Origin of the sequence: Microcoleus sp. Pol12B4 (genome assembly GCF_036701385.1) — a bacterium.
GTDB lineage: Bacteria > Cyanobacteriota > Cyanobacteriia > Cyanobacteriales > Microcoleaceae > Microcoleus.
The window spans coordinates 1-1,934 of the sequence record NZ_JAUBQR010000413.1 but is presented as its reverse complement, the minus strand read 5'-3'; the positions used below and the strand labels follow the sequence as shown (position 1 = coordinate 1,934).

At 49.9% G+C, this 1,934-nt stretch carries 1 protein-coding gene; it reads left to right on the top strand.

Annotation, left to right across the window (positions count from 1 at the left end):
• Nucleotides 1-1,934, top strand: a 1,934-nt coding sequence (locus tag QUA38_RS28640) for a DUF3854 domain-containing protein (protein ID WP_333167853.1), incomplete at both ends; no start/stop codon positions are given.

Sequence of the window (1,934 nt, the reverse complement as noted above, 5' to 3'; positions counted from 1 at the left end):
GTATCTGCGGATGAGGCATCAGTTTACTTGGGCTACGCGGCGAAGTCTGGCGGTATCCTGTTTGTGGGAAAAACCACACAATTCCAATTCAGACCGGACAAGCCTTGGAAATCAGAAAGCTGCAAGAAAGCGCCCAAATATCGCACACCAGTGGGTGAATACGACGCATTCTTGCCGCAGCATCCCACCGACAAAAACTACTGGGAACCCGAAAATCTCAAGCAGCACTGCTACCGCATCAACGACCATCCGTGCATTGTCCTCACTGAAGGCCCGTTCAAAGGAATCGCTGGGTGCGCTAACGACATCCCCACTATTGCACTGCTGGGCGTTTCAATGGGTCTAACCTCTAAAAAAGGAGACATTCAAGGCAAGCGCTACTTGGTCGAAACTTTAGAAAAGTACGCCCGTGCCGGCTTCGGGTTTATCTTTGCCTTCGATGCCGACGCCGCCACCAACCCAAACGTCACCTGGGAACAGAGGAAACTCGGTCTACAGTTGCTCAAGTTCGACGTTCCGGTCTACAGTGCAACTGGAGGTTGGGATGCGGGCACCGAAGGCGAGACAAAAGGCATGGACGATTTGATTCAACGAAAGAGCATTGAAGCTTTTAGAAAAGTGCTGGCCACGTCCGTTACTTTTAAGGACTGGGAATCAAAAACCTTTGGAGGCGACGGCGGCAGTGGTGGAACTAGAGACAAATACTTAGTCTCCAAGTCCACAACGTTTGAGGTACACTGCCTCAAGAATTTATTCGGAGATGATTGGATAGTTGTCAACGATGCTTTCTACCAATGGAACGGGCGCTATTGGCAGTTCCAAGATGAAGCGGACGTGAACAAACTCATCGGCGACTTTACTGAGAATTGCTACGAAACAGCAGAAGTCGGCAAAAAGTTTAAGTTCGGCACTAACAAATTCTTAGATTCGGCTTTAAAATATTGCCGGAAGGTGCTGCACCAGAAGGTTGACACTTCTCGGAACCACCTCAAATCATTCTCCAACGGCACTGTGGATTTGAGAACTGGCGAACTGTTCCCACACGACAAGGAACATTACCTGCTTTCTTGTTCGCCCTGCGATTATGTGCCGGGGTCAGAATGTCCAGCCGAATTTAAGCAATTCATACTTTCTGCCTACGGTGTCGAACAGATAGAAGTCATCAGGGCCGTAACTTCGATGTACTTAGACCCAACCGCACCTTACGGGAAATTTGCTTACTTGATTGGGGATAGCGGTAGCGGGAAAGGCGTGATGCTGCGGACTTGGGCAAACTTACTTGGCGAAGAAAACAGCGTTAGTTCCAATAGCTTGACCGAACTGACAAAACCTGAAGGTCGGCATCAATTATTAACTGGTAAATCCTTGTTTTACATCCCCGATGCTGGCGGCTTTCTTAGCGGACTCAAAGCTTTTTACGAATTGGTGGACAATGGCGGCATTTCGGGACGCGCTCTATTTTCGGCATCGGCTTACCAAAAAAAATGGAACGTGCGATTTGCGATCGCCTCCGTCGAACACATCCAAACGGAGAACAGTGGCGATGGTTGGGACAGGCGCTGCATTCCGTTGCAAACCCGCGCCCGAACGGCAAGCATCGAAGATCCGGAGCTAGGCCGCAAACTATCGGCAGAGCTGGGTTCGATCGCTGGTTGGGCGCTATCAATGGACAAGACAGAACGCAATCGCATTTTGCTCGTACCATCAACCAACCCGTCAATTGTCGCGTTGAAACAAGACGGCGCAATTCTAGGGGATAGCGTCCGTTCGTTTGTAGATCGCTGTTTGAGATCGGGTGGCGATAGTTACGTTGGTAGTGATCTGCACAGTTGGTATGTGGCGTACTGCAAAGCCCACAATCTCTCGCCAAGCGGTTACAACAAATTCGTTCACCACTTGCAGCGAGTATTGTCAAATCACTGGCGAGCTTCCGA